Origin of the sequence: Xenorhabdus thailandensis, from assembly GCF_037996785.1 — a bacterium.
GTDB classification, from domain to species: Bacteria; Pseudomonadota; Gammaproteobacteria; order Enterobacterales; family Enterobacteriaceae; genus Xenorhabdus; species Xenorhabdus griffiniae.
The window spans coordinates 22,134-42,478 of record NZ_JBBMXF010000003.1; the positions used below are offsets into that span (position 1 = coordinate 22,134).

General features: G+C 45.3%; 20 protein-coding genes and 4 pseudogenes. 11 read left to right on the forward strand and 13 right to left on the reverse strand.

All coding sequences use genetic code 11. The annotated features are described in order from the left end of the window. Positions 1-138: 138 nt before the first annotated feature. Both AAC853_RS00210 and AAC853_RS00215 read left to right on the forward strand, forming a co-directional pair. Positions 139-1,263, forward strand: a complete 1,125-nt coding sequence (locus tag AAC853_RS00210; RefSeq protein WP_340613261.1) for a DUF4158 domain-containing protein — start codon at positions 139-141, stop codon at positions 1,261-1,263. 135 nt (positions 1,264-1,398) lie between these two features. After that, positions 1,399-3,195: a Tn3 family transposase gene (locus tag AAC853_RS00215; protein WP_340613263.1), complete on the forward strand. Its 1,797-nt coding sequence runs from the start codon at positions 1,399-1,401 to the stop codon at positions 3,193-3,195. A gap of 274 nt (positions 3,196-3,469) precedes the next feature. On the opposite strand, the gene nadS is transcribed toward AAC853_RS00215, so the two are convergent. Both nadS and AAC853_RS00225 read right to left on the reverse strand, forming a co-directional pair. Next, complete coding sequence (nadS, locus tag AAC853_RS00220) at positions 3,470-3,754, reverse strand: NadS family protein (protein ID WP_338885666.1); 285 nt, start codon at positions 3,752-3,754, stop codon at positions 3,470-3,472. Position 3,755: 1 nt separating this feature from the next. Further along, on the reverse strand, positions 3,756-4,088 hold the full coding sequence (locus tag AAC853_RS00225) for a type II toxin-antitoxin system RelE/ParE family toxin (protein WP_338885667.1): 333 nt from the start codon (positions 4,086-4,088) through the stop codon (positions 3,756-3,758). 151 nt (positions 4,089-4,239) lie between these two features. Here AAC853_RS00225 and AAC853_RS00230 point away from each other — a divergent pair, with 151 nt between their 5' ends. After that, on the forward strand, positions 4,240-4,470 hold the full coding sequence (locus AAC853_RS00230) for a HigA family addiction module antitoxin (RefSeq protein WP_340613265.1): 231 nt from the start codon (positions 4,240-4,242) through the stop codon (positions 4,468-4,470). Between the two features lie 187 nt (positions 4,471-4,657). Here AAC853_RS00230 and AAC853_RS00235 read toward each other — a convergent pair whose 3' ends face one another. Continuing rightward, positions 4,658-4,978, reverse strand: coding sequence for a DNA-dependent RNA polymerase auxiliary subunit epsilon family protein (locus AAC853_RS00235; RefSeq protein WP_340613266.1), 321 nt, complete (start codon positions 4,976-4,978; stop codon positions 4,658-4,660). Positions 4,979-5,249: 271 nt separating this feature from the next. Here AAC853_RS00235 and AAC853_RS00240 point away from each other — a divergent pair, with 271 nt between their 5' ends. Continuing rightward, entirely contained in the window at positions 5,250-5,456 is a 207-nt protein-coding gene (locus tag AAC853_RS00240) for an MbtH family protein (protein ID WP_340613268.1), read from the forward strand. Positions 5,457-5,600: 144 nt separating this feature from the next. Next, the gene (locus AAC853_RS00245; protein ID WP_340613269.1) at positions 5,601-5,978 is read left to right on the forward strand and encodes a penicillin acylase family protein; all 378 of its coding nucleotides are present in this window, start codon (positions 5,601-5,603) and stop codon (positions 5,976-5,978) included. Positions 5,979-5,981: 3 nt separating this feature from the next. On the opposite strand, the gene AAC853_RS00250 is transcribed toward AAC853_RS00245, so the two are convergent. Beyond that, a complete protein-coding gene (locus AAC853_RS00250) occupies positions 5,982-6,446 on the reverse strand; it encodes an IS3 family transposase (RefSeq protein WP_340613271.1) in 465 nt (154 codons plus the stop codon). Between the two features lie 14 nt (positions 6,447-6,460). Beyond that, positions 6,461-7,138 (reverse strand): annotated as a pseudogene (locus AAC853_RS00255) (IS982 family transposase); the annotation flags it as partial. A gap of 57 nt (positions 7,139-7,195) precedes the next feature. Between AAC853_RS00255 and AAC853_RS17945 the strand changes: the two are divergent. From AAC853_RS17945 to AAC853_RS00270, 3 genes are all read left to right on the forward strand, one after another. After that, on the forward strand, positions 7,196-7,522 hold the full coding sequence (locus AAC853_RS17945) for a hypothetical protein (protein ID WP_340613275.1): 327 nt from the start codon (positions 7,196-7,198) through the stop codon (positions 7,520-7,522). A gap of 27 nt (positions 7,523-7,549) precedes the next feature. After that, positions 7,550-8,164, forward strand: a complete 615-nt coding sequence (locus tag AAC853_RS00265) for a recombinase family protein (RefSeq protein ID WP_340613409.1) — start codon at positions 7,550-7,552, stop codon at positions 8,162-8,164. Positions 8,165-8,284: 120 nt separating this feature from the next. Then, complete coding sequence (locus tag AAC853_RS00270; protein ID WP_338885734.1) at positions 8,285-8,629, forward strand: ArsR/SmtB family transcription factor; 345 nt, start codon at positions 8,285-8,287, stop codon at positions 8,627-8,629. 172 nt (positions 8,630-8,801) lie between these two features. Here AAC853_RS00270 and AAC853_RS00275 read toward each other — a convergent pair whose 3' ends face one another. The 5 genes from AAC853_RS00275 to AAC853_RS00295 all read right to left on the reverse strand — a co-directional run bounded on the left by AAC853_RS00275 (position 8,802) and on the right by AAC853_RS00295 (position 14,398). After that, positions 8,802-10,226, reverse strand: coding sequence for an MFS transporter (locus AAC853_RS00275; protein WP_340613277.1), 1,425 nt, complete (start codon positions 10,224-10,226; stop codon positions 8,802-8,804). 205 nt (positions 10,227-10,431) lie between these two features. Next, positions 10,432-13,482, reverse strand: coding sequence for a Tn3 family transposase (locus tag AAC853_RS00280; protein ID WP_340613278.1), 3,051 nt, complete (start codon positions 13,480-13,482; stop codon positions 10,432-10,434). A gap of 31 nt (positions 13,483-13,513) precedes the next feature. Next, on the reverse strand, positions 13,514-13,828 hold the full coding sequence (locus AAC853_RS00285; protein ID WP_340613280.1) for a type II toxin-antitoxin system RelE/ParE family toxin: 315 nt from the start codon (positions 13,826-13,828) through the stop codon (positions 13,514-13,516). A 5-nt stretch (positions 13,829-13,833) separates the two neighbouring features. Next, positions 13,834-14,112, reverse strand: a complete 279-nt coding sequence (locus AAC853_RS00290) for an arylsulfatase regulator (RefSeq protein ID WP_338885858.1) — start codon at positions 14,110-14,112, stop codon at positions 13,834-13,836. Positions 14,113-14,137: 25 nt separating this feature from the next. After that, positions 14,138-14,398, reverse strand: coding sequence for a type II toxin-antitoxin system Phd/YefM family antitoxin (locus AAC853_RS00295; protein ID WP_338885859.1), 261 nt, complete (start codon positions 14,396-14,398; stop codon positions 14,138-14,140). A 170-nt stretch (positions 14,399-14,568) separates the two neighbouring features. Here AAC853_RS00295 and AAC853_RS00300 point away from each other — a divergent pair, with 170 nt between their 5' ends. From AAC853_RS00300 to AAC853_RS00310, 3 genes and pseudogenes are all read left to right on the forward strand, one after another. Beyond that, positions 14,569-15,138: a recombinase family protein gene (locus AAC853_RS00300; RefSeq protein ID WP_340613282.1), complete on the forward strand. Its 570-nt coding sequence runs from the start codon at positions 14,569-14,571 to the stop codon at positions 15,136-15,138. Further along, positions 15,128-15,703 (forward strand): annotated as a pseudogene (locus AAC853_RS00305) (recombinase family protein). Before AAC853_RS00300 ends, AAC853_RS00305 begins: the two are co-directional and overlap by 11 nt. Further along, positions 15,687-16,234, forward strand: a pseudogene (locus tag AAC853_RS00310) (transposase family protein); the annotation flags it as partial. The pseudogenes AAC853_RS00305 and AAC853_RS00310, both read left to right, overlap by 17 nt. Positions 16,235-16,496: 262 nt before the next feature. On the opposite strand, the gene AAC853_RS00315 reads toward AAC853_RS00310, so the two are convergent. The 3 genes and pseudogenes from AAC853_RS00315 to AAC853_RS00330 all read right to left on the reverse strand — a co-directional run. Continuing rightward, positions 16,497-16,994: a GNAT family N-acetyltransferase gene (locus AAC853_RS00315; RefSeq protein ID WP_340613283.1), complete on the reverse strand. Its 498-nt coding sequence runs from the start codon at positions 16,992-16,994 to the stop codon at positions 16,497-16,499. Further along, positions 16,985-17,257, reverse strand: coding sequence for a type II toxin-antitoxin system TacA family antitoxin (locus tag AAC853_RS00320; RefSeq protein ID WP_338885787.1), 273 nt, complete (start codon positions 17,255-17,257; stop codon positions 16,985-16,987). Before AAC853_RS00320 ends, AAC853_RS00315 begins: the two co-directional genes overlap by 10 nt. Positions 17,258-17,419: 162 nt before the next feature. After that, positions 17,420-20,321: pseudogene (locus AAC853_RS00330) on the reverse strand (Tn3 family transposase); the annotation flags it as partial. Between the last annotated feature and the right edge of the window lie 24 nt (positions 20,322-20,345).

Consider the following 20,345-nt stretch of genomic DNA (forward strand, 5'->3'; position numbering starts at 1 on the left):
TTATTTTGGTGCGTTATACATTGTTTTGAGTTATTTTCTGCACCACATTTCGCCAGTGTATTAAGAGTACACCCTATCAGCACTCGTCGTGAACGTTTTTGACAACCTTTTTTGGTAAAAAATCTATCAAGGAAAAATATGCAGCCGCCGCGCCCAAGCCGGATACAAATTCTTAAAACCGATGAAATTGATGAGCTGTATCGCCGCCCAGAATTCAGTCAGACAGAACGTGAAGAATATTTTGCCCTGAATGACACACTTCTTGAACACATCCGCGTAATGGAGAAATTCGAAAACCGTATTTATTTCATTCTCTTTATTGGGTATTTCCGGGCTAAGCCCGTTATTCCCAAATTCCATTTGAAGGACGTCAGACTGGATGTTCAGTATATTTGCCAGACCTACTTTTCAGGCGCAAAACCACGGTACACTGAGTTGGTCAAATCAACCCGATCCCGGCTAATCAATCAGGTTCTGGCCTTGCTTAGTTTTGAGCAGCTGACACCCGCCATGACTGACAATCTGGTCTTACGTCTCCAGGATGTCGCAACCATCTATACTGATCCCCGATATATGTTCGATGAATGCATCGCATTCTTTAGTCAGCAGCGTATTGCCCTTCCGGCATACAGCACTATCCAGACGCTTGTTACCCGGACGCTCAGTGCCGAAAGAAAGCGAACCGAAGCCATTCTGTCCCGACAAATGTCGGAAAATACGGTTCACACCCTACAGAGCATCCTAGCAGACAAAGGACTGCTTAACAGCCTGTCCGGATATAAGGGATCAGCCCGCAGCTTTTCGCCCTCAGAGCTGGAGCGTGAGCTGAATACGCACAGAACCATAAAAAATATTTACCCTGAATTAAAATCGCTGCTTGAGGCTCTTCGATTATCCCGTGGAAACATGCTCTATTATGCCTCCGTTGTAACGCACCGTTCAGTTTATAAAATCAGGCGAATGCCCAAGTGGCAGGGGCTGCTCTATCTGAGTTGTTATCTCTTTTTTCGATATCGGGAAAACAATGACAAGCTGGTGACTGCATTTTGCCATCTTGTAACAAAACATCATGAATCCGCAAAAACGTTTGCCCAGCAAAAAGTCGCTGAAGAACTGGAAGTGGTCAGAAATAAGCTTAAGTATGCCGGCAACGTTCTGAGCTTATTTGTTGATAATACACTCAGTGACGGTATTCCGTTTGGTGAAATTCGCAAGCAGGCATTTTCACTGATTGGTGAAACTGATATGAGAAAAATCAGCTAGCATCTTTGTAAGGAGAATTTTGATCTGGTTGACTATCAATGGCAATACACCGACAAACACGCCCGCAGAACATCAAACTCTCTGCGCAAGCTGTTCAGGGCTATCGATATTGAGTGTTCCCCTGACCAGCCTCTGATGGCAGAGCAAATAACCACGGCAAAAGCTGATCTGGACAAACACAAACGAATCATGTGTGTGACGCAGGAATTCATCCGTCCACGCGACCTGCGTTATCTTCTTGATGGCGATGACGTCCATCTCCAGCGGTTTGAGTTCTATTTGTATCACCGGATTGATCATATGATCAATAGCGGCAGGATCTATGTGAGTGAGAGTGAAAAGAATAAACGTCTGGAAGATGACCTTATTCCGGTGGATGTCTGGATGGCGGAAAAAGCAGAGCTGATTGAAAAAACAGGTCTTAATCGTCTTAGTGCCCCCATTACCCAGACGCTGATGCAGTTGGAAATGAGGTTAAATACCTTGCTTGATCGGGTAACAGCTAACATTAATGCTGATGCCAATGATTTCGTAAAATGCCAGCCCCGCTCTAACCGTCTGACATGGAGTCTGGCGAACCGTTGCTGGAAAGCCGGTATTGACAACCCGGTTTACAGCCAGCTCAAGCACAAAGGGATTATTGAAATTATGGGTTATGTCAATCACAAAACAGGTTATCTCAACGCCCTTGAAAACATGACAACCTATAAGAAAGAGTCAGAGGCACGGGAAGGCGATTTGATTGCCTGTATCTTCGGCAACGGAGCAAACTACGGCCTACATCGAATAGCCGCCGTTTCCGATCGCAGCGTAGGGGCACTCCGGGCTGTCAATGATAGTTATATTCGACCGGAAACGACCCACGCTGCCAATGATATTATTTCCAATGCGATCGCCCGCTTACCCATATTCAAGTATTACACCATCAATGAAGCAGCGCCTTTTGGTAGTATCGATGGACAAAAACACGGTTGCCGGATAAACACATTCAAGGCTCGCTTTTCTGCCAAATATTTCCGCAAAGGTAAAGGAGTATCAGCATTGTCGCTGGTCGTCAATCATGTTCCGGTCAATACTACCGTGAACGCCCCAAATGAGTTTGAGGGGCATTTTGCTTTTGATCTGCTCTATAACAACAGCAGTGATATCCAGCCGCTCTCGGTTTCGACGGATAATCATGGGATCAATAATGTCAATTTTGCCTTGCTGGATATTTTCGGTTACCAGTTTGCCCCTCGTTATGCCAAGTTCAAAAAAATCTTTGAAGAATTGTTCGATATCACCTTGCTGGGTGAAAAACTCCATATTTCTTTGAAAAAACCGATAAAGTACAAGTTAATCATGGATGAATGGGAACGTATCCAGCATATTGTTTGTTCATTGAGTCGCAAGGCAACCAATCAGAGTACCGTGGTCAGAAAGCTGTCAAATGGCAAGAGAACTCACTCGACGTTATCTGCCCTACGTGAGTATGACAGGTTAGTTAAATGTATCTATTTGCTTGAATACATGGACAATCAGACACTGAGACAGTTTGTGCAACAGGCATTGAATCGGGGAGAAGCCTATCATCAGCTCAGAAGAGCCATCGCGTCTGTCAATGGAAATCAGTTTCGAGGCGGAAATGATTATCAGGTTGAACAATGGAACGATTGCGCCCGTCTGATTGCCAATTGCATTATCTACTACAATTCAGCCTTGTTATCCGGACTGGTAGAACGATTTGAAAAACAAGGTAACAGTGAGGCAATTGAAATACTGGCCAATCTCTCCCCAGTGGCCTGGAGCCATATCCAGTTGGCAGGGAACTACATCTTCGCAGAACAAAGCGACACATTCAGTCTTGACAGTCTGCTAGAAAATGTAGACCCGCTGCTCGAATCAAAGATGGATGATAGTAATGAGTATGATGTTTACGAGGAAGCAGGCTGATCATTTTCATTTAACATTTTGAAATAATTAAATAATTTTAACATCATGGAACTTTTCGCTGAATTGGGCGCAAACCCCCATTAAAGCACAACAGTCTTCTCCTATCCGGTGTTATTTTAATGCCAATCTCCCTGTTAATGATTACTCAAAAAACCTCCTCCTCCTCTTGTTGTGATTTCATAGGCGTCATGCCCGAGCTGGTGGAGGGGCGGCCAGAAAAATGATATTCCGTTCCGCCTGCAACGTAAACAGCATTAACTGGCGTCATATCACGCTAATGTGTTGCCAGCGCCTTATAGAAATTAGGATCTTCCTGTATAACAGCTAACACTTTTGCGGCCAGTCCGGTAGGGTTACGGCGCTTTTGCTCCCAGCTTTTGATGGTATCGAGGCTGGTGCCTAACGCTTCCGCCATCTCTGCCTGTGAAATGTTGAGCTGAGCACGGATCGCCTTCACGTCGGCAACGTCGTACCGAGTAACGCGGGTAGCGGCTTTGTTGCCCTGTTTAATTTCAACGGCTTCTTCTAGGGATGCTTTCAATTCGTCAAAAAAAGTCATATCACACCTCGTCTTTTAGTAATTTTGTGAGTTTTTTCATTTCCGCTTTTTCGGCATCTGTTAAACGATCTTTTTTATTTTTAGGATAAGCCATCACCAGATAGATAATTTCTTCGGTTGCCAGAAAATAAATCACTCTGGCGCTGCCGCTTTTTCCCTGTGAGCCTATAGCCATTCTTATTTTACGCAATCCCCCTGTGCCACGTATTAGATCGCCCTTTTCCGGCGATTCGATCAGCTCTCGCTGAAGTTCTTTAAGCTCTTCATCAGTGGCAATATCTTTGATCTGTCGGGTAAACAAACTGGTTTCAATGAACTCTATTGCATGACTCACGGGTAAATCTCCTTTTCCTCAGAGTACATAGTACGCCTTTTGTGTCGAAATTACCAGCATGATTTATGATTTTTCCATCAGCATGGTGTTGTGTGATACTTCTCATTTCTAGAATTAGAAGCATCAAGAGTTAGTTAAGGAAATCATTTAAATGGCTAGACATATGCGACCCCATATAGGGCATTACATCTCTGAGGAGATGGCACATTTAAATATGAGTCTAAGAGAACTTGCGCAGGCACTGGATGCCTCCCCCTCAACGATTGAGCGTATAGTGGAAGGTCGCGCAGCGGTCACGCCAGCAATGGCGGTGCGTTTGGCTAATGTGATAGGCAGTACGCCGGAAATGTGGCTGAGGCTTCAGAAAGCGCCCAATAAGTAAGGGATTTTATCCATTCCACCAGCCTGAGTAACCATCAACAGATGGCACTGCTCAGAAAAGAAAAGCCGGTGTATCAACATCGGCCCTCTCAGCGCACAAATCCAACCAAAACAGGGTGTTTTGATGAATTATGACATCAGAATATCAGTAAAAAGGCACTTTGCACCAGTAATATACTTAATCTTCATCAGATTTTGTTGATAGACTGAATCGTTTCTATTGCATTTTTGAAGTCTTCAATAGCTTTTTCATATTCCCTTGTTTTTGTTGTTAGCTTGGTAATAAATTCGTCTTCGAATGCATTTTCATGTTTGTACAGAATCAAGACTTTCTCTGCGAAACCATCATCTTCGATGTAAAAGTAACAGGGCGGCACATCAAAAATTTCGGCAAGTTGGCAGGCAACATTGTATGGGGGGTTAATAGGGGTGCGCTTGGAATTCGGAAAACATCCTACGTTAAGCGCATTTTTTAACCAATTTAGGTGCATAAGGGATTGATTTGACATCAGTGGCTATTGCTTTTAAGTTATCGCTCTTTCGGTATCGCATTTAGGTTATCCGATTAGACAAAATCCTCTGAAAACGCCGTATAGCGCTAGAGTTACACCTTATTGCCATAGGTAAGTTTGTTCAAAAAACAGGCTTACCGTACAGTAATTTTCTATATCCAAACTGACCCCTTAAACGGAACTCTGATTATTTATTTACATTTTATACAACACATTATACATTCATTTAGAAAAATTAACCTTTTCAACGATGATTAAGGATGAATAGATGGACGATCAACTCACCTTTAAAGTTGTAAAAAATCACGAAGAACAATATTCAATCTGGCCAGCACACCTGTCTTTACCCGCAATGTGGGAAGAAGTAGGCATGGTTGATACAAAAGAGAACTGCCTAGCATACATTGAACGTGTCTGGACCGATATGCGCCCGTTAAGCCTGCGCAAACATATGGAAGAAGCGTCAGGCCGCTGAATTTTCGGTGCGCCACCGCCTCTAGCGATCGGATGCTGAAACATCTGTAGTGGGTTTCGTTCCGGCTCGACGATGCCACAACTGCCTTTTCTCACCTCAAGGAATCGCTGCCGTTTCAAAACAGGCACACTTGATAGGGTTAACATGAAGATAACTAACAGCCTTTTTAGCCGTTTCCCTATCAGCGCCAGATTTATCTGCGTGGTGATTTTTCCTTTACTGATTGTTTTACTCGCGGTGTATCTCTACCTGAGTAAAAGTGTGCCGGCGGAAGAGGGAGAAAAGAAGGTCTACGGCCTGCAAAAAGAGGTCACCATTAAGCGCGACCGCTATGGTATTCCCGCCATTCATGCCGCGACAGATGAGGACGCTTTTTTTGCTCTCGGTTACGTTCATGCTCAGGATCGCCTGTGGCAGATGGAAATCAACCGGCGGCTGGCTAGTGGAAGATTAAGTGAAATAATTGGCGAGAAGGCGATTGGCCTAGATAAGTATGCCAGGATCCTTGGATTGCGTCTGTAGTGGTCAAGAAGTTTCGGACACATTTCTCGCCTCTTCCCACTGTCTTTCATATTCAGCAGGAGAAATTCCTCCATTAAAACGGTGAGGTCGGATGTCATTGTAATACCGGCCAAAATAGTGGGTGATATCCCGCATTGCCTCATGAATGTCCCGATAGCCCTCTGGTGGAACCCATTCACTTTTCAAACTCCGGAATACCCGTTCCATCGGGGAATTATCATAGCAGTTGCCCTTGCGACTCATGCTTTGGATAATTTTATGCTGCCAGAGTAAGCGACGAAACTTTTTACTCCTGTATTGGCTGCCTTGGTCTGAATGAAAAACCAGCCGCCCTTCGATATGACGCGTTTCCAATGCATTATTCAATGCCCGGCAGATCAGCTCCGCATCCGGCGAAGAAGCGATGGCCATCCCCACCACCCGGCGGGAAAATAAGTCGGTTACCACCGCCAGATAACTCCAGCCCACTTTGGTGCGAATATACGTGATGGGATGGGGTCATCCATACTGGCACGCACTGCGGTAATCATTTCAATACCCTCTTCCTTCATTTCTTGTTTAAATTCAACGCCTAAATACCCTTTATCACCCAGCAAATAGCCTTTTATCGAGCCGATCACATCCCAGCTTGCTTCACGCTCACTGACATTGGCGGGCGTCAGCGTAAACCCGGTTACCACGCCGATTTCGTCTATCATCAGATGCCCTTTGAAGCCGTAGTAAGTTTCGTTTTTGGCGGCGCAGTACCCATAATCAGCTTGTCCTTTAAAGTTGGCACTACCTTTTGCTCTTTTGAATCCACAGACGGGCAGCGGAAATCCGTCGATAATATGTACCGGCCTGTCGAGCGCGCCCAATAGCCTCGCCAGCTTTTCTTGCAGTTGTTGTTTAACAACCCAAAGATTCGAAATCTGTTTAGCTAAATTGGCGCGTGAACCCAGTCCCGGAAACCCCTCGTGCCAGTGGTCATTAAAGTACGTCCAAATGCCTTTATCTGTTGAAAATCCTAAAAATTCACCCATCACTTCTATCGTGATGGCTTCTGCATCGCTTAGTTTAAGCGGATATCCCCGGCTTCTAAATCGCATACCTTGCTGTAACTGCGTTAAATTGTCATCTACCCAACAAAACACCCAAATGATAAAATCTTGCTGTGACATAGCCTTTGTTCCTTTATCTCTCTCAGTTTGGCGACTTAAAGTTATAAAGGACTGGCTATGTCATTTCAACTCATCATAAAAGTCGAGCATCGCGTTATATTACTCATATGGAAATTGCCTCTTATGCTGAGTTGTCCGTTACATGGTTGTTGGCTGGAATTCTATCAGGGGCTTTCAGGGCATTTTTTCGGCTGGGCAAATACAGATATGTTGCCACGTACAGCCAGCAATATTATTGCGGTGATGGCAATGAACCTAATCGAATCAGAGATATTGAATTCCTATGGTAAACAGGCAAACTTGTTCTTACCCGAACCGCAAAGCGATTTTACCAACGGCCTGCCAACAGGCAGTCCGCGTTTTGCCGTTCATTCTGTCACGTAATCGACTGTATAAGTGACAGATAATGATATGTTAATTGGTTACATGAGGGTATCAAAAGCAGATGGCTCTCAAGCTACAGACCTACAACGTGATGCACTGACTGCTGCTGGTATTAATCCTACTTATCTTTATGAAGACCAGGCATCCGGCAAACGCGAAGATCGTCCCGGACTGGAAAACTGCCTGAAAGCACTGCGATCAGGCGATACGCTGGTCGTGTGGAAACTTGACCGACTCGGGCGCGATTTGCGTCACTTAATCAATACAGTACACGATCTAAACGGTCGCGGTATTGGTCTCAAGGTATTGACTGGACACGGTGCGGCTATTGATACCACAACAGCCGCCGGCAAACTGGTTTTTGGTATTTTCGCAGCGTTGGCTGAGTTTGAACGTGAACTGATCTCAGAGCGTACTCTGGCTGGTTTAGCATCAGCACGGGCACGTGGCAGGAAAGGTGGACGACCATTCAAGATGGCTACGGCGAAATTGCGTTTGGCTATGGCCGCTATGGGACAACCGGAAACTAAGGTGAACGAACTCTGCAAGGAGCTTAATATTACCTGGCAGATATTGTACCGACACGTGTCGCCGAAGGGGGAATTACGCCCTGATGGGTTGAAACTGCTTTCACGCCCATGACGGTAGAATCTTCAATAACCCCATAGGTTACACACTGACTAAGGGTTATTGTGTACTTTGCAAACCATTTGTTTGATAATTCGTGTACCTTCGAATTAAATCAGGGAAAAACAGCAAAAAATGAAACACCATCCGGAGCGTAACCAAATACGGCTTGAACATGTACTTACTGCATTAGGCAACCCAATGCGAATGACAGTTGTTCGTGTCCTCGCCGACGGAAAAGAGCATACCTGTGGCTCCATACTTCAAGGTGTATCCAAATCTACGCTAACCCATCATTGGCGGGTCCTTCGTGATAGTGGTGTGATTTGGCAAAAACCTTCTGGCAGAGAAAATTTGTTATCTCTTCGCACAGAGGATCTCAATATCCGTTTCCCTGGACTGCTTGACTCCTTTATTACAGCTACACAAGAAGATGAACTGACGGGGTTGACTATTAAGCAGTACAATCCTGATGCCTGATAGGACAAGTGATTTTTTCTGCCGCTATACTTGCTTGGCTACATAGGGTTGTTTCGCAGTCGGTTTCAATTTACCACTGATTTAAATCATTCCATACTATTACAATCCCGCTATTCTAGCGCAGCATAACCTCTCCGGCCATTATTGACCGGAGAAAGGATTATTTTTCTATTCATTCAGAAATGGGAATAATCCGTGCTTTTCTTCCCGGTAAGGTACATGCCATGAGTAACGCGAGTACCATACCGACCGCAGCATACAGGAATGCATATCCTGTACTGACTGCCAGCAAGACGATTTCACTTTCTGGTGCATCATTCTGTGCCACACCTGTAGCCAATGCAATGAGAACAGCAAGACCGATGGCATTCCCAACATTAAGTGTTGTTGATGCCATACCTGAGGCGATTCCTTGTTCACTATGATCAACACCTGTTGCAGCAGCAATCCACATGGCTGTCCAGACAATTCCCTGGCCCAAACCTGAAATAACCAAACCAACCAAAATAGATTTATAAGAAGCCGAGACTGATGCGCCGGGCAGCATTAATAATGTTCCCACAATACCAATAATACAGCCGGTAATAATGGCATTTCTCGTTCCGATAGAATTCGCAAAGCGTGCACCAGCCTGAGTACCTATAAAAATGCATGCGGAGGGAATAATAAACGCAAGGCCGGTCTCAAGTGCGTTGTAATACATCACGTTCTGGAACAGGACTGTTTCGAAATAGGGTAAAGCGCCAAATGTCCCCATATAAATGAAAGTGACGGTAACGCCAGCAACCAGATTTTTATTGCGGAAAAGACGTAACGGCATCAACGGATCACGGGATTTTGACTCGATGATGATGAACATGATGAAACTGACCAGAGCCAGGAGTAACGCAGATTTAATAACAGGCGCACCCCAACCATATTCAGGCCCCTGCACAAGCGAAAAAACCAGAAGCGTGGACGCAGCAGTGACCGTTAATGCTCCGGGGAGATCAAAATTGCGCTTCTCATGCCTGGTTGGATCAGCAGGAATAACGATGAAAGCGGCAATGATAGCGATACCGGCCAGCAGAACATTCACATAAAATACGGATGACCAGCCCAAATAATTTGTCAGAAGACCGCCGGCCAGTGAACCGAGTGTTAACCCACTCGCGCCAGCCCCTCCCCATGCAGCCAATGCCCGGTTTCGCTCAGGACCTTCACGGAACAATCGGTTGATGAGTGAAAGAGTGGCAGGGAAAAGAAAAGCCCCGCCTATTCCCTGTACAGATCTGGCGGTAATAATGACCTCTGGACGCCAGGCCAGTCCTCCAATTAGGGAAGAAATAGCATAGAGCCATAAAGCACCAATAAACATGCGCCGCTGGCCGAGTAAGTCTGCTGCCCGGCCACCAAAAAGCATGAAGCCCCCACAAAAAACGGTATAAGCACTGACAACCCACTGAAGCGTCTGGCCAGAAAAACCCAACCCTTTTCCTATTTCAGGAAGGGCAACAAAAACAATATTGATATCTAAAGAAATTATTAGTTGAGCAAATGCCAGTAAGGCCAAACTTACCCCAAGCCGATACTGATGATCACCTTGAAACCTAGACATAAAACCTCTTATAGTTTAATTGTTCGAGTACATACGTACTATAAAACTATAGGCATTTTATATAGCTCGTTGCAAGATTTATTTATGGTCGTTTCAGAAAACAGCAACACCATCATTTTCTGTGCTGGCTCAGCATTGACCTTCATTCATTATCGGGTCCATCAGAAGAACCCCCAGATCTGTAAACTTTGAGAGAAAACCCTGATCAGTCATCCCGCCAAAAATGTTGTTTCAGGTGAGACTCCAATATCCTCGCCATCGCTTCTACATCGATTTTTCCGTTATTTCTCTTAAAGTTGTATCGCCCCGTGAACAACGTGTGTGTCCAGGCAATCGGCGAAATCCGCGTAAACTCATCAATAATTTCTTGAGAAACACCGTTGGCCAGCATCTTCTGGTAGACCGCATTCAGGATCATACTGTTGTAGGCAATGATGCAGTTGGCAACCAATCTGGCTGCATGAGCACTGACCCGGTTTTCAACGATTTTTTTACCCTTGAAGATACCGTTGTACGTTTTTCGGATGTTACTTTGAAGCTGATGATAGGCTTCTGTCCGGTTTCGGGCGCTTCGGATCGCTTTTCTGAGTGCCATATCATCTATCAGATTGAGAACATGAGTGCTCTTGAAGAGGGCATTATATTCAAACAACGCCGCTTTTAATCTGGCGTAACGGGCGTGAGAGTTCAGTTTTCGGATGATATTGCTCTGGGTATTTTCCTGCATGATCAGTGAAAGCAATACACGCAGAACGCCTCGCCGCTGAGAGCGGATACGTTCGATATTAATCACCCCTTTAGGTTTGAGAATACCAGTATCATAATCCAGAGGTTTCGCTGAATAAATAGCGTCAGCTGCGTGACGCACCTTCTTGATACTGGGAACATAATCTACGTCGATAGAATCCAGAGTGACGAAATTCAGCTTGTTCAGTGAGTGGTTATCCCCTGTCACCATATGAATATCGATATCCGTTTTATTGTTGTAAATCATGTCGTACAATGAATGACCTTCGTACTCATTCAGACCAATATTTTTCGCATTAACCGCCACGTAATTGGCGAGCAGTGTGTAGAGCGAGATGCCACGGCCTTTACCCAGATGCTTTCTGGAATAACGGGATTGTATCGTACTGTCTGTCGTTGCAAATTTTTGCCCGTCTGCATCAGCCAATAGTTTGTTATCCATGAGATTCCACTGTTTGAAGATCGCCAGTGAATGGATATGATTGCTGACGATTTCATTGGCTGCACAAAGCGTATCCACCCGAATAAAATCTTCCCGTACTGCGCGAAGTGGGTTGAGTTCCATATCCGACATATCCGCCATTTTCAATGCACCAAATCCAAAGGCTTCCGACAACAAACAGGCATTAATTGCCAACGGTAACGGTTTTTTCCGCTTAGTATAACGGTCTTTCAGGTGGGTAAATCCACGCCATAGGTCAGTCAGCTCACCGATGAACATGACAATGTTAGCAATTTCAGCTTTGGGCAAGTTTTTGAAAAAAGCATCGTCCAGCTTTTCAACGCTGTCATAGTGCAGACTCCAGTGTTGTTGTCCGGTTTTGGTTTCACGAACGTTAAAGCCGGGATTGTTATTTTCACGAATATTGTGAGTCGTCCTCTCCCAGGCTTCATCCAGCTCCTGTAGCGCTTCATCAAGACGCTGGTCACAGTAAACAGGAAGGCGGGAATAACCAAACTCCGCCGCGATCTTTTCAACGTGATCAACCAGCGTATCGTCAACCAGATCGGTATCAATATCACAGTACGAGACACTGTCATTGCAATACAGACGGCCTCGTTCAATCTCATGGAGCATCTTTAAATAGACAAAAAACTCAAATAAATACGGATCGATTCGAGTGTCCGAGGGTTTCCGCTTCAGGTAGGCATTCATACTTTTGGGAATGGTGAATCCCAGCTCATCGCAGATTTTTAAGGCGGCTGGACTTTTTCCACTGGCGTAATGTGTTTTCAATACATGGATCAGTTCGCCTATTTGACTGTCTTTCTTATAATATTCCAATTTTACCCGGGTAAATATCGGACGCAGATACAACGAGAGCAAGCGGGATGACTGACCATAGTATTCCCACAACGCCGCTTTCTTATCAAAAGATTTGCCTTCCAAAAAGTCTGCCATAACGGAAAATTGTGTTTTGGGCAACATACTGAATGCCACTTCATTCAGTTCGGTCTGGCTCATGTTTGGGTTCCGTTCTGGAAACCATTTCAGAAACTTTGCCAGTCCGGGAAAATCCGTGACGACTTTGGCACTGTGATCCATGTGGGCTATCGACGCATAAATTTTACCGGCATCCATGATCGCCCGTGTGTGATAACAAAAGCTGATAATCAGATTATCCATGATTTGCTGATAACGGTGATAGACGAAACACAAGGCCTGTAGCCACTGTTGGGTTTTGCTAAGTCTGCGCAACCGGGAGGCAGCATATTGTTCGGCCATTTCCGCATAGTAACGGATAGCATTTTTTGACAACGCCAGAGAAGGCAGAAAATCCCGAGTAAACTGATAGAGATCTTCAATACGCAATGCCTTATCTACTTCCATTCTGACAGCGGTGTACTGAAAATCCTTTTGGTCGGCACGGATAATATTAAGGGCAGTGATACCGTCATCCCGCTGTACCAAAGCGTCCAGTTGCTCAGTGATTACGGCAGGCAACAAGGAAACTGCCGCATTCAGGCGATTTTCCTCCGCAATAAAGGCGTGGCTGAAAATATCCTGTAGAATTCGGTAGGACGGGAGCATCAATTTTTGATGCTCAAAATACGTCAGCAGTTGACGAAACGCACTGTGCCCTTTGGGATAGTAACGCAACAAATAGGCGAGATGAGATTCTATTTCAGTTGTATATTGCGGAGACCAGTTTCGGTAACCAAAGAGCGAGAGTATGGCCTGCCGCTGACTGCGCCTGTATTTGCGGGAGAGTGAGCCTGTGAACCGGGCCGCATCAGTATCGCTATAATACGTAGCCGCAATATACTGAACATCCTGGATGACCTTATCAAGTGATAAGTTGAAAAACTGTTGTTTCGCCTTGAAATAACCCAGTTGCAGGATGAAATGGATACGAGTCTGGGTATTGCGAAACTGTTCGAGAACAGCCCGTTCTGCCGGGCTTAAGGAAAAATACAGGTTTTGTTCGTGATCATTGAATTCGGGACAGGCATAGAGTTCTTCGATTTCGGTATTGGATAATAAGTGAATACGCTTGATATTTTCCATTGCGAGTCCCGGATTCAATGAGGCCAGACAATCAAATCATTTCGCGTCCGTCCAGATGATTTGCAGGCACCATCCGTTTGTGCAGCACACCAAATATCACCGGTTTCCGTTCGTGGATGAGGTAATAAATGACATGACTGACATAAGGAAAACTCAATACGCCCGATCCGACTTCCGGCCTGCTTCTTCCCAGTGCAGGGGTAGAAGCCAGCAAACGAAAGGTTTGTTGAAGTCCGGACAGGTATTTTTCCGATTGCATCTTACCCCATTGCTGTACAGTAAAACGAAGGATTTCAATCAGATCGGCCTGAGCATCAGGCGTTAAGCGGTAGTTTGATATAGTCATTAAGGCTAATGATCCCTTGGAACGTCGATAATACCCTCAGCAATACCCTGAGCCAACATTTCCATGAGTTTGGCGAATTGGAAAAAACCGGTGTATTGCGGGCAAATATCATCCAGCCGGGCAGTGGATGCACTGTCTATCACCTGTTTGAATGTATCCATATAGTCGTAACAGGTTTTCAGTAATTGCGCATCATCGGTTTCTGTCAGGGGAAAACGGGGAGCATATTCGTGTATACGTTTCACCCGTTGTAATTGTTCTGCACTCAGTCCGGCTACAGACATTTTTTTCTCCTCAATAGGTGAAGTTCTAATCGTACTGACCTGATATCAGTTCATTAAAAAAGGTTTCGCCATCGAGGGTGTTACCGGATTCAATATCAACTCTGGCCTGCTCAGCTCTTGACTGCAATAATTTTAACCGGAGTGTTTCAATACTTTCGTATTCATCCATTGAGATAACCACCGCAACGGGTTTTCCGTTTTTATTGATTTGGATTGGGGCACGTTGTGCTTTGAGTAGCATGTCACCAAACTGGGTTTTGGCTTCATTGGCAGAAAGAGCATCCATAATAGTCCTCTCATTGAATCATGGCATGATTCAAACAATATAAACGAATCGAACGATATGATCAAATTTAAGACTATCAAAAAGTATACTTTTTGACAACCACTGCAAATGACTCTCAAAAGTCCTATCATAAGTACTCAATCAAATGGTCTAAAGGATAATGATAGGTTATGGCAAAAATTGGTTATGCGCGGGTCAGCTCAACAGCTCAAAGTTTAGACATTCAGCTGGAAAAATTAAGACAAGCGGAGTGTGAACGTCTTTATCAGGAAAAACGCAGTGGTCGGACAGTACACCGCCCGCAATACCAAGCCTGTATGGATTACTTGCGTGAAGGTGATACGCTGATCGTCACAAAATTAGACCGGCTTGCACGTTCAGTGGATCATTTATCACAAATTTCTAGTCGCTTTCAGCAAGAAAATATTGATTTGGTCGTTCTGGATCAAAATATTGATACCCGAACGTCAACAGGGCGTCTTATGTTCAATATGCTGGCCACCATCGCGGAGTTTGAAAATGACTTACGCAGTGAACGCCAGGCGGAAGGGATCGCCAAAGCGAAAGAGAATGGTGTCAGATTCGGGCGCCCCGCTAAGTTAACCGAAGATATACGAAATGATATTTATCTCAAGCGTCAGTCCGGCACTACGATTGGTCAGTTAGCCAAGGAGTTCAAGCTAGGCGAAGCAACCATCTACCGTGTTTTGAACACATTTAAGCACGTGGATAACTCGTAGCTCTCACAAAGTTTACAGATCTGGGGGTTCTTCCACAGGACCCGAAGATCTCACACTACAGACACAAATGCTTCGTGCCGCCGGTTGTGAAATTATCCAATCTGAAAAAGCCAGTGGTACCCAACGGAACGGGTGAGATGAACTACAACTGTTGCTGGACTTTTTGCGACCGGGCGATACTCTGATTGTAACGCGGATAGATCGGCTGGCACGCAGCATTAAAGATTTGCAGGATATTGTTCATGCTTTGAATCAACGGGGAATTACCCTGAAAGCAACAGAACAACCTGTTGATACACGCACCGCAGCCGGAAAAGCCTTTTTCGATATGTTGGGCGTATTCGCCGAATTTGAAACCAACCTGCGCCGTGAGCGTCAACTGGAAGGGATTGCAGCAGCAAAAGCGCGTGGCGTGTACCGGGGTCGGAAATCGTCTATTGATCCCGCTGAAGTGTACCGTTTGTATGTGGTTGAAAAAATGGGGGCAACGGCAATTGCCCGTCAACTCGGTATTGGCCGGGCCTCAATCTATCGTGTGTTAGATAACTATGGGCAGCCAGCGTAAATCCATTCCCACTGACTCCCTGTTGCAATTACGGCAACGGCTAGATCGCCTGCCGCCCAAAAGCCCGGAACGAACAACACAGATTGCAGCAGTGGCCCAATTGTACGATGTTTCCGTTACTACTGTTTATCGGGCTCTCCAGTGTGTTCTAAAACCCCGCACAATTCACCGGCGTGATCACGGTATCCCCCGTGTTCTACCTCCGTCTGAGTTAGAACATTATTGTGAGCTGATCGCTGCTTTGAAATTGCGTACGATCAACAAATCCGGCCGGCACTTATATCAACAGGACGAGCCATTCAGTTGCTCGAAGAGCACGGTGTGGAAACATCTCAAGGATTAGTGAAGACGCCTAAAGGATTGCTGCGAAAACCCACTGTTAATCGCTGGCTTTCTCTGTACCATCTCGACCAGCCTCGCTTGTTAAGGGAGCAGCCTGCCGTCAGGTTTCAGGCGGAATACAGCAATGATTGCTGGCAATTTGATATATCACCGTCAGACCTCAAACATATTGATCGGCCGGACTGGCTTCAACAAACCAATGTTATAGGGTGTTAAAGTTGAGCATCGCGTTACTTTATTTTTAACCTGTACTTTTGCCAGATGGGGCGACAATTCGTGATCCGCAATACGGATCATGCGTTCATAAAGTTTTTTATCGCCCCAGCACAAAGAACGATAGCTCGCCGTTCAGGGGCGGGGCGAAGATGAAAAATTTCGAACCATTCATACACTGGTATCTGGACTACGCGCTGAGTCTGTGTAATCTGGAAAAAATGAAAAATGTGGTATTTTACAGTTTCGCTTTTACTGTGCCTAATGGAAGCATCAGTGTGTATGGTTCTAACGGTGACTGGGCAAAACCAAGACGGGTGTAGAACGATCGGACACTTTCATCAATGGCGTGGACGATTATTGCTGAAATACCCACTTGTTCTGCCGTACTGGCGACGCGCTTCCAGGCATCTTGAAGAAGTAATGCGCCGAGTTTCTTCCCCTGATACTCCACATCGACAGCTAGGCGGCCGAGAAGTACCACCGGAATAGGATCTGGCATATTGCGTTTAAGCGATGAGGTCGATTCAATATGATTAATTGATCCCGCGCTGAGACAATAATAACCAATAACGTCTTTTGTACCTTCCTTGCAAATAACAAATGTGCGGCTCGCGCCAAGTTTATTATTTTTTAAAGCTCGGCGCGAAAGCCATTCGTTTAATGTTTCATGCTGGCAATAAAAATCATGGATATTATGTTCAGCCGTTAATATTTCAGGCGCGCTTATTCCCATGGTGCTTTATATCCCATGAGTTTTTTAAAGCCTGCATTATCAGAAAGCGGTTGCTCCAACATTTGCATGAATGCATCATATTTTTCGTCATTAACGAAAAAATGACGCTGATCAAGTATGGCTTCTTCAGCTGCACGGCAAGCTGCATCCAAGATGAAATCAGTGCGGGTCTTTGAGTGCAAGTTTGCGGCATGATCAATCAGTTCCCGCTGGAAGGCTTTCGCCCGGATGTTAATTGGTGTTTCTTTAGGTTGTGCTCTCATCATTCACCTGTATATAAAATGGCCAGAAAGTTATTATAGCAAACGTATAGCGAATAGCTATACGTTTTAACTATGGCTATTCGCATACAGGTAATTTGTCATGTTTGTTAGACGTTCCGACGATGTTCTTGGGGTTGTAAGCCGGAATCCAAGAAAATTCTGTCAGCCGAAATTCAGCCCTGCTATAAGTACATCAAGGTCAATAATTTTCCCGTTCTGGAAGGTATAATGCCCATTCAGCAAAATATGCTGCCAGGCAACGGGGGACATTTGGGTTATCAATGCCTGTGTCTTGATGCTGTCTGATACCTTCGGTTTATTCAATAATCGGGATAAAATCGCGGAGTTATAGTAAATGATGGCGTTAGCAACTAATCGTCCACACTGATTACTGATTTCCGTTTCAATGTCGGTTCGTCCGGTGAGCTCCTTTTTTTGCCGCCGACCTGTGCGATGGCTGAACGGAGCTGATGATAAGATTCAATCCGGTTCTGTGAACGGTGTACATTTCGTTCTAACTGTGGATCCCGCAGGTAACGCAATGTGTAGAGGCTGCGTACCAACCGATCATACTCAAAGATAGCGCGCCGCGTTGGATTGGGTGCCGTATAAGTACACAGCTTACGAATAAGCAGACCTTGGGTCATTTCTTTCAACCCCAACGTGGCAACAATCCGGTCAATATTGGCTTTTTCGCGGATAATAAGTTGCCGATCAATCTGGCCGACGGGTTGAATCAGACATTTTTTGTACATTTCCGGATTATCAGCACAATATATTAAGGAGGTGTTCAAATATATATACTAATTATCTATTTTAAAAAATAATTTATTTATATTCAGTGTGTTATTTAACTTAATACAACCTGAGTATTAGTAAAAGCACACCGCATTAATAACATCTGGAGTTGCGCATTCAGGCTGGTGAAACGAGGTTCAAAACGCAGGCCGAACCAGTGAAGGATCGCGAAGTTAGCCTTATTAACACTGTGCATATCACCGGTGATAGCACTTGGCTCGATATTCGAGGTGTTGCGATACCAGATATCAAAGACATGGTAAGCCTCATATTCGTTTGTGCCTATCAGATAACCGTTGAGAGGGACATGGTTACACAACAGGGTGTAAGCGACCACACCTTTGCCCCGTCCAAAATATTTGCGTGAGTGGCGCGCTTTCACCGTCGGATGATCAACTCCGAATTTCTGTCCGTCGACCGCACCGTACAACACGTCAAGATCAAATGAATAATGCGGAAAGATCGGTAGTGTGGCAATCGCATTACTGATACAGTCATTGGCCGCCTGTAATGTCGCCTGGCGCAGATACTGCTGGTACGTATTTTCCAGAATGTGATAGGGAATATCACTGGTTCGAGCCATCACCTGATTACCATGGTTCATAGCTTGTGCAATGATGACTGCCATCAAACTGTCCGTTTCGGCCTGTTTTTTCGCATAACGTGGCTGTAAAGGTTTCATCACCGACAGAAAATGGCACTGTTCATTCACAAAGCTGAGTACATCGGCAATATCGCAGAACGGCAGCCGGGCATAAAATGTTTGCTCCTGAGGCTTTCGATTATCTGCCTTGGATTTGCGCCAATGTAATTTCTGTGTGTCCTTCTCATATTCCAGATGTTTAAGTTGGCCTCGTTTCAGTTCGCGATTGAAAATCTGCCATTGTTGATGTAATTCCGATGACAGGGTATCCAGCAAAACATCAATAGGTTGCTTCAGAAAAGGGATCGCTATTTGCGCCAGAACATCGTGTTTTTCTTCATCTGAAACCAGCTCGTCGGAAAGATGGCGGTGTTGCAGGCTGTCATCCAGGTAAAATTCGCCTGACTGAAACCGTTTTCTTATCTGGCGGTATAGCCAGAACTCATAGCGGTCGGCATGCAAATGATTTGGATTGCCATTTTCGTCAAATATCAGCAAATACGGGCGCAGTCGTTTTGGTCAGGTTTCCGGCGGACATTCAGCCAGCGGACGCTGTGAAAAACGCTGTTTTTTGCTGAAGATATCTTTAGCCCAGATGAGCGCTTTAAGCCATGGACTGGCAGGATTAATACAGGCAAAATCCAGCCCAGTATACAGCGGACGCAAATGGCGGCGAACACGCACAGCCAATTTGTCTACTGATTGCCAGTGCAGTGCCAGTTTTTTCAGTGGCTTATTGCGCATACGCCGTGCCGTATTTTGCACCGTGTCTTTTGGCATAATTGCCCAGGCTTGCTGACGTACTTCACCAAACGGTGTCAGATCAGATACCCGATCATCGACGTACAATGATAGCAGACGACCCACCGGTGAAACCTCCTGATGACGTTTGTCTTGTTCATCGGCGAAAGTCTTTTTTGCGATAGCCCGGCTTTCATCCTCCAGTTGCTTCATATGAAAGGCCATCGCATCAACCAGGTTGTCAGTAAACTGCCGATAACGCCACCAGGCATAACAAAGCAAATAGAGTCGGGTTTGATCGGTTTTCAGATTACGCAAATCGTAAATGGTGTAAAAATTCACCAAAATTGCGTAATACAGTAGGTTCTGCTGTGAAATACCCCAGCCTCTGGGTTGTAACACTTTAAAAATTTCATACAGGGGTTTCAGCGTAGCACGCTTTTCACGCTCTCGTGCCATCTGACGCCAGCCAAAATCTTGAGCATCTTGCCTGAGTACGGCCAGTTGAGACAACGTATCATCACGTACCAGCAGTTTATCCAGTAAGGCGGCAGCCGTTTCATCCAAAACCTCGGCCAGAATATTTCCTAGACGCTGGCGTTCAGCGGAAAGCGCCTGGCTGACCAGATCCTGTAGTGTGGTGTAACCGGGGCGGACAATTTTATTTTGATTAAGCCAGATGACCAATTCGGCGGCAACAAATCCTGGGGCAGCATCTCGCCGAACGATATGAGCCGCTTGTTGTGCGAGCTGAGGCAAAAATTCCCCAGACCAGGACTGATAGCTGAATAATCGGGTAATTTGCTCACGTTGAGTGTAACGTTCATGTTTAGTAATCAATTCACTCCTGAAAGATTCATCTTGGAAATAGTGGTTTATCACCAGGGGTTACGCATGAAATTTTGG